The sequence below is a fragment of the Streptomyces sp. NPDC059900 genome (assembly GCF_050270335.1).
GTDB lineage: Bacteria > Actinomycetota > Actinomycetes > Streptomycetales > Streptomycetaceae > Streptomyces.
In genome coordinates this window covers 1-6,752 of sequence record NZ_JBNNJZ010000454.1, presented here as the reverse complement: position 1 = coordinate 6,752, position 6,752 = coordinate 1, and the positions used below count along the sequence as shown (strand labels likewise).

The window sequence follows — 6,752 nt, the reverse complement described above, 5'->3', positions numbered from 1 at the left end:
GAGACAGGTACCTCGACGCCGCCGTCGCCCAGCTCCGCGCCGAGGGCCACGAGATCCGGGACGAGGATGTCGCCCGGCTGTCCCCGCTCAAGCACCGCAACCTGAACCTGCTCGGCCGCTACAGCTTCACGGCCAGCGTTCCGGCCACCGGCGCTCTGCGTCCGCTGCGCGACCCGGACGCGGTCGAACTGGATGACGACGAAAGCGACGGCTTGGCCTAGTTCGGGATGGGCGGCTGAGGCAGTTGTTCTGCCGGGCGGTGTCAGGGGTGGGGAGGAGTGGCCAGGGCGACGATGTCGCGGTTCTCCAGCACGTGCCGGGGGTGCCCGTGCCGGGCCAGGTGCAGCGCTGCCTGCCCGATCTGTGCGGTGTCGGTCATGGCGGCGTCCGTGAGCCGGCGGATCAGGGGGGCGAGGGGCGTGATGGCGGCGGTGCCCCACCGGTAGGAGCGGGTCTTGGACCGTTGTTGGTGGGCCGGCAGGACGAAGGCGGGTCGCAGGGCGTAGCCGTGGGGGAAGGCGTTGATGATCGCGTTTTCGGTGCGGCCTTTGACGCGGGCCCAGCGGCTGCGGCCTTGCTCGGTGCTGTCGGTGCCGGCGCCGGAGAGATAGGCGAAGGTCAGGTCGGGGTTGAGTTCAGCCAGGATGCGGGCGGCGGCCATCGTGTAGTCATAGGTGACGCGTTCGTAGTCGTGCGGGCTCATGCCGACGGCTGAGACGCCCAGGCCCCAGAAGCAGGCGTCGACGCCGTCGAGGTCCGTGCGGATCGCGGAGAGGTCGAGGAAGTCGTCGTGCACCACATGGCGCTGTTTGGGGTGCGGGGTGCCCATCGGCGACCGGCCGACGGTGATCACGTCGGTGACGTCCGGGGCGCGCAGGCTCTCCTGGACGAATCCGTCGCCGATCAGCCCGCTTCCGCCGAAGATCACTACCTTCATGCTGCCTGTCTCCTTGCTGGGATGCCGGGGGGAGCCGCGGTTCGGGCTCCCCCGGGGGACGGGGTCCGGGCAGGGCCGGTCAGTCGAGGTCAGCGAGGTCGAGGACGAAGCGGTAGCGGACGTCGTTGGCCTCCAGGCGGTCGAGGGCCTCCTTCACGCGGGCGGAGGGGAGGATCTCGACGTCGGGCTCGATGCCGTGCTCGGCGGCGAAGGCGAGCATCTCGGCGGTGGCGGGCAGGCCGCCGGTGGCCGAGGAGGACAGGCGCTTGCGGCCGATGAGCAGCAGCAGGTTGTTGACCGAGATCTCCCAGGAGACGCCGAGCAGGCTGAGCTCGCCGTCGAGGTCGAGCATCAGGATCTCGGGGTCGAGGTCGTGGGTGGCGGCGATGGTGTCGATGATGAGGTCGAAACTCCCGTACGCCTGCTTGACCTGCTCCTCGTCGGTGGTGAGCACGAAGCCGGTGGCACCGAGCGCGCGAGCGTCCTTCTCCTTGTCGGGGGTACGGCTCAGGACGGTGACCTCGGCGCCGAGGGCTGCGGCGAACTTCACCGCGAGGTGGCCCAGGCCGCCAAGGCCGGCGACAGCGACGCGGCTGCCGGGGCCGACGTTCGCCTTGCGCAGGGGGGACCAGACGGTGATGCCGGCGCACATCAGCGGCGCGGCCTTGGCCGGGTCGAGTCCTTCGGGGAGCGGCAGGGCGTACTTCTCATTGATGACGTACTCGCGGCTGTAGCCGCCCTGCTGCGGGCGGCCGTCGACGCGGTCGGGGCCGCCGTAGGTGGGCGACCAGCCGTTCGTGCAGTAGATCTCCTCACCCGCGAGGCAGTTGCGGCAGGTGCCGCACGAGTCCACCACCGTGCCCACGGCGACCCGGTCGCCGATCGTGAAGCGGGTGGCGGCGGAGCCCAGCTCGGTGACGGTGGCGATGAACTCGTGGCCGGGCACGGTGTCGGGCATGGCGTGGACCGCGTGCAGGTCGGAGTGACAGACGCCGCAGTAGTCGACCCGGACCGCGATGTCGCCCGCACGCAGGTCGCGGCGCTCCAGCGGGACCCGCTTCAGGTCGGTGGTGCCGTCCGTGATCTTCCATCCGGTGGTGGTACGCATGATTCTCCTTCGCAGATGCAGTCCGAAACCCGCGGTGACACGGTCGACGCCGGCGAAAGGACGGCACCGTAAGTTACTGCCGGTCTCTTAACGCTCTCCACGCTAACGGACCACCGGTACTTTCGCAAAGTACCGGTGGTTTGTAACATGTGGGGGTGACCTTCCAACGTGCCCGCACCGACGAACAGCGAGACCAGCGGCGGCGGCAGATCCTCGACACCGCCGCCGCGATGCTCGCCGAGATGCCGGTCAGCAAGGTGAGCCTGAACGAACTGAGCCGCCGTACCGGCCTGGCCAAGGCCAACGTGCTGCGCTACTTCGAATCACGCGAGGCCATCCTGCTCCAGCTCCTGGACGCCGAGCTGACGCAGTGGATCACCGCCCTGGAAGACTCCCTCGCGCCCGCCGAGGGCACCCCGCGTGCACGTGGAGACCGTCTCGCACAGGCTCTGGCCGAGTCCGCCACCGGGCGGCCCGTGCTCTGCGACCTGATCAGCGCCCAGGCAGGCGTACTCGAACACAACGTCTCCACCGACGTCGCCGTCCGGCACAAGCACGCCACCCTGCGCCACTTCCAGTCACTGGTGCACCTGATCCGCCGACACCTGCCCGAACTCGGCACCCAGGACGCCTTCCGGTTCGTCGGCCTGCTCACCTTGACCGTCGCCGCCGCCTGGCCGTACCACCAGCCCCCCAAAGCACTGCTGGACGCCTACACCGCAGAGCCCACCCTGGCCGGCTTGCAGGCCGACTTCACCGACGTCGTGCGCCAGTCCACCGAGATCACCCTTTCCGGGCTCCTCGCCCGCGCCGAGGATGCCCCTCTCGGCCCCGGCCCTCTCGACGCCCGCCCCGCGCAGGCGTAACCCACGGCGAAAACCGCGTCCCGGGCCTGCCTTCGGTCCAGCCACCGGAAGCGGATCGGGCCCTCCGCCGCGCCGCCTCCATCTCTGCCTGCCGGCAAAGGATCGTTTGGCGACAGGCAGTGAGGTGGGGCCTGTCCGGCGCGGCGGGGAGGGCAGGCCGTCGTCATGGACGCCAGTTCGGGCGTCTGGTGAGACCGCATCGCGGGCGGTGTCAGGGATGAAGGCGCGACCGTTGGTGGTGGAGATCAGGTCGAACTCGGCGGTTGTTCTGGGTGGCACGGTGGGGTGTGCGGGCGGCCCGCTTCGTGCTCAGCCGCCCGGTGGATCACCTCACCGAGTTGACGATCTGGAGTTTCCGGTCAGTGCGGGGCGGTTGCATTCTCGTTCTCGGATGGTGCGTTCCTGTTCGCGGGGAGGAGGATTGAGAGGGCGAGGGGGATGGCGGCGAGGCCGAAGGTCCACCAGAAGGTGATCGTGAAGGCGTGGAGCCCGGCTGTGGGTGTGCGTGCGTCGTTGAGCAGGGTCTGCAGAATGACGGCGATGACAGCGACGCCGAAGGGTGCGCCGACGCGCTGGACCACGCTGAATGCCGAACTGCCGTGCGGGGCCTGTTCGTAGCTCAGCCCGGCGAGGGCGAGTGTGAGGACGGGGAAGGTGGTCGCCGCGAAGCCGAGCCCCTGGGCGAACTGTCCCGCCAGGAGCCACAGGCCGGGGCCGCTGGTGCCCGTGAGGGCGAAGGGGAGTGTGCCGAGCATGGTCAGCGTCACGCCGGCGGCGACCACGAGACGTCCCTCGATTCTGTTGGCCAGGTTGCGCAGCCCGATGAAGAAGCACATCGTGCCCAGGCCGGTCGGTATGAGAAGCAGTCCGGTGCGGAGGATCGTTTCGTCTCGTACCTGCTGGTAGTAGAGCGGGAGCAGGAAGGCCAGCGCGTAGGTGGAGAACCCGCTCATGAAGGTGATGAGGCTGCCGACGCCGAAGCTGCGGCGGGTGAACACCCGGACGTCGATGAGCGCGCTCCGCGGCGCACGCAGCGACCGCATGGTGAACACGACCAGCAGTCCGATGCCGCACGCCAAGGGTCCCCAGGCTTCAGGTGCGCCGAAACCGTCCGGGCCGGCCGCTTCGCTGATGCCGTAGGCGATGGCGACCACGCCGGGGGTGAGGAGAGCGAACCCGAGAGCGTCGAACCGGTGGCCCGGCTGCCCCGGAGTCTTGGGCAGCAGCAGCCACCCCATGACGAGGGCGGCCAGGCACACGGGCACGTTGACGAAGAAGAGCCAGTGCCAGCTCCAGAACTCCACGATCGCCCCTCCCAGGACGGAGCCGAGCACGGGCCCCAGGAGACCGGGCAGCGCGACCGCGACGGTGGCGCGGTCGATGCGGTCCGGCCCCGCCGCGCGCGTCGCCATCGACATGGTGACGGGCATCACGAGCCCGCCGCCGATGCCCTGGAGCACGCGGAAGGCGACGAGTTGGGGCAGGGAGGCGGCGACGGCGCACAGCGCGGAGCCGACGAGGAAGACGGCGATCGCGAACAGCCACGCGGTGCGGGCTCCGAAGCGTTCCGAGAGCCATCCGCTGGCGGGAATCACCGAGACGAACGCCAGTAGGTAGCCCGTGGCGATCCACTGGGTCTGCGCCACCGTGGCGTCGAACGTTGTGCGCAGATGATCGAGGGCGACGTTGACGATCGTGGTGTCGAGAAGCGTGATGAACATCCCGAGCGCGAGGACGAGGCTGATGAGCGCCAGGTGGCGGTCGCTCACACGCGGCGGCGCGAGCTGAGGCAAGGAGGAAGTCACACAGCTAAACTAAACCGTCTAGTTCAGTTCTGGCAAAACTGAACCGTATAGTCTGGTGGAGCGGCGGCGACAGGAAGATGGAGAGTCGATGAGTGTCACGACAAGCAGGAAACCGGCGCGGGCCAGCTCCGACCGGAAGCGATCGGCGATCCTGAGCGCTGCTCGCGACCTCTTCCTGCAGCACAGCGTCGACCGGGTCAGCATGGACACCGTCGCCGCTCAGGCCGGCGTATCGAAGGCGACGGTCTACAGCCACTTCGGCGACAAGCAACGGCTGTTCCTCGCCATCCTCCAGGACGCCACCGAGTCCCTGGCCGCCTCCGTGAGCCGTGCGCTGGAGCACTACTTGGCTGACAACGCAGGGATTACGACGCTGGCGCAGTTGGAGGCAGCGTTGACGGCCGCCGCGAGTGACATCGGCACCACAATGGTCGGGTCCGCTGACTACGCCGCAGTCTTCGCTCTCGTCGCCCGCCAGCGGCAAGAGGAACCTGAGTCCGACGCCGCCGTCTCCATGGCAACGCCCGAGGATGCCTTCGCCGAACGCATCGCGCACTTCACTTCCCAAGGACTCCTCGACGCGGACGACGCGGCCCTGGCGGCCGATCACTTCGCCGCCCTCACCATGCTTCGCGCCTACAACCACCAGCCGACCGCGTCCGCCGCCGACCTCGGCCGTGTACGCGAGGTCATCGCCGACGGAGTGCACGTGTTCATCCGCGCATACGCCGCACGCTGACGACCTCGTCACGAAACGCCGTCGTCCTCCTCATCCAGTTCGACCGCGTCCGGGTCGCGCAGCGGACGCAGAGCGCCGGTGGCCGGGACGCTGGCCGTGAAGCTGTAGCGGCCGAGCAGGTTCAGGTTGCGGTGCTTGAGCGGGGAGAGCCGGGCGACATCCTCGTCCCGGATCTCGTGGCCCTCGGCGCGGAGCTGGGCGACGGCGGCGTCGAGGTACTTCGTGGTCCACAGCACGATGGCGTTGAGGACCAGGCCGAGCGCGCCGAGCTGGTCCTCCATCCCGTCCCGGTACGCCTGGTGGATGGTGCCGCGCTTGCCGTGGCACACGTCCCTCGCCAGCTTGTGGCGAGACTCCTGCACGGTGAGCTGCCGGTTCATCTGGCGCCGGTAGGTATCGTCCACCGGGTCGACCACCCGCAACAGGTGCTCGGTCTTCGCGATCCGCCCGTACTCCGCGAACGCCGCCCCGAGCGGAGTCGGGCGCCCGTCGCGGCCGAACATGCGCAGCAGGTCGTAAGCCCGGACCTGGTTGGTGACCAGGGAACCGGCGACCTTCAGCATGTCCGGCCAGTGCGTGATCACCTTGTTCAGGTTCACGCGGTTGCGGGCCAGATCCTCCACCGCGCCGTACGTTCCGGTCTCGACGCCGGGCATCGTGGCCCGCCAGAACCGCTGGTCGTCCAGGTCGCGGAACCGCGGGCTGAAGTTGTAGCCGAGAATCTTGAACAGACCGAACACCATGTCGGAGTACGAGGCGTTGTCGGTCGCCACCATCTCCGGCTTCACCCCGCCGTCCAGGTTCAGCAGGGCGTCCAGGATGTGCAGGGAGTCGCGCGGAGTGCCGGGGTCGACGTCGTCCAAGAAGAAGAACCGCTCCAACTCGGGGCGGGTCGGCTCCTCGGCGAACTTCCCGTACGCCTCGGCCTGCTCATCAGTCAGAAACTCCACCGGCACGAGCGGACCGTAGCCAGCCCCAGCACCCGCCCAGCAATCTTTCCGCGAACCTCAGCGGAGCCCCCAGCTGGTGCGCTAACCGACCATGATCAATCTCAGCGCCAACCGCTGTACCGATGTTCCCCGAGGCCGGACCAGCAGTCCACCGCCCGGCAGGACCTCGTCCTTCACGAGGCCGGGATCGAGGACCCGGTCGTCTTCGAGGAGGACCCGGGCACCTCCAGCCGCCTCCACCCCCTCCAGCGTCCGAAGTTCGGCGAGCTGCTGACGTACGCGCGGCCGGGCGACACCGTGCACATCTCCGAGATGTTCCGCCTCGTACGCGGCAACCAGCACATCCT

General features: G+C 68.9%; 7 protein-coding genes and 1 pseudogene. 4 read left to right on the top strand and 4 right to left on the bottom strand.

Annotated elements, in window-relative coordinates; translation table 11 throughout:
• Positions 1-221: Tn3 family transposase (locus ACQKIP_RS35910; protein WP_427745098.1), on the top strand; the 221-nt coding region annotated here is incomplete at its 5' end.
• A 41-nt stretch (positions 222-262) separates the two neighbouring features.
• On the opposite strand, the gene ACQKIP_RS35905 is transcribed toward ACQKIP_RS35910, so the two are convergent.
• A complete protein-coding gene (locus ACQKIP_RS35905) occupies positions 263-937 on the bottom strand; it encodes an epimerase (RefSeq protein ID WP_365864287.1) in 675 nt (224 codons plus the stop codon).
• 79 nt (positions 938-1,016) lie between these two features.
• Complete coding sequence (locus ACQKIP_RS35900) at positions 1,017-2,045, bottom strand: NAD(P)-dependent alcohol dehydrogenase (RefSeq protein WP_365864289.1); 1,029 nt, start codon at positions 2,043-2,045, stop codon at positions 1,017-1,019.
• A 155-nt stretch (positions 2,046-2,200) separates the two neighbouring features.
• Here ACQKIP_RS35900 and ACQKIP_RS35895 point away from each other — a divergent pair, with 155 nt between their 5' ends.
• On the top strand, positions 2,201-2,911 hold the full coding sequence (locus tag ACQKIP_RS35895) for a TetR/AcrR family transcriptional regulator (protein ID WP_365864290.1): 711 nt from the start codon (positions 2,201-2,203) through the stop codon (positions 2,909-2,911).
• A 359-nt stretch (positions 2,912-3,270) separates the two neighbouring features.
• Here ACQKIP_RS35895 and ACQKIP_RS35890 read toward each other — a convergent pair whose 3' ends face one another.
• The gene (locus tag ACQKIP_RS35890) at positions 3,271-4,716 is read right to left on the bottom strand and encodes an MDR family MFS transporter (protein WP_365864292.1); all 1,446 of its coding nucleotides are present in this window, start codon (positions 4,714-4,716) and stop codon (positions 3,271-3,273) included.
• Positions 4,717-4,804: 88 nt separating this feature from the next.
• On the opposite strand from ACQKIP_RS35890, the gene ACQKIP_RS35885 reads away from it, so the two are divergent.
• Positions 4,805-5,455 (top strand): TetR/AcrR family transcriptional regulator, encoded by a 651-nt coding sequence (locus tag ACQKIP_RS35885; protein ID WP_365864293.1) that lies wholly within the window; start codon positions 4,805-4,807, stop codon positions 5,453-5,455.
• A gap of 8 nt (positions 5,456-5,463) precedes the next feature.
• Here ACQKIP_RS35885 and ACQKIP_RS35880 read toward each other — a convergent pair.
• Positions 5,464-6,309 (bottom strand): annotated as a pseudogene (locus ACQKIP_RS35880) (Tn3 family transposase); the annotation flags it as partial.
• Between ACQKIP_RS35880 and ACQKIP_RS35875 the strand changes: the two are divergent.
• Positions 6,277-6,752, top strand: a 476-nt coding sequence (locus ACQKIP_RS35875) for a recombinase family protein (RefSeq protein ID WP_427745097.1), incomplete at its 3' end; no start/stop codon positions are given. The pseudogene ACQKIP_RS35880 and the gene ACQKIP_RS35875 overlap by 33 nt on opposite strands.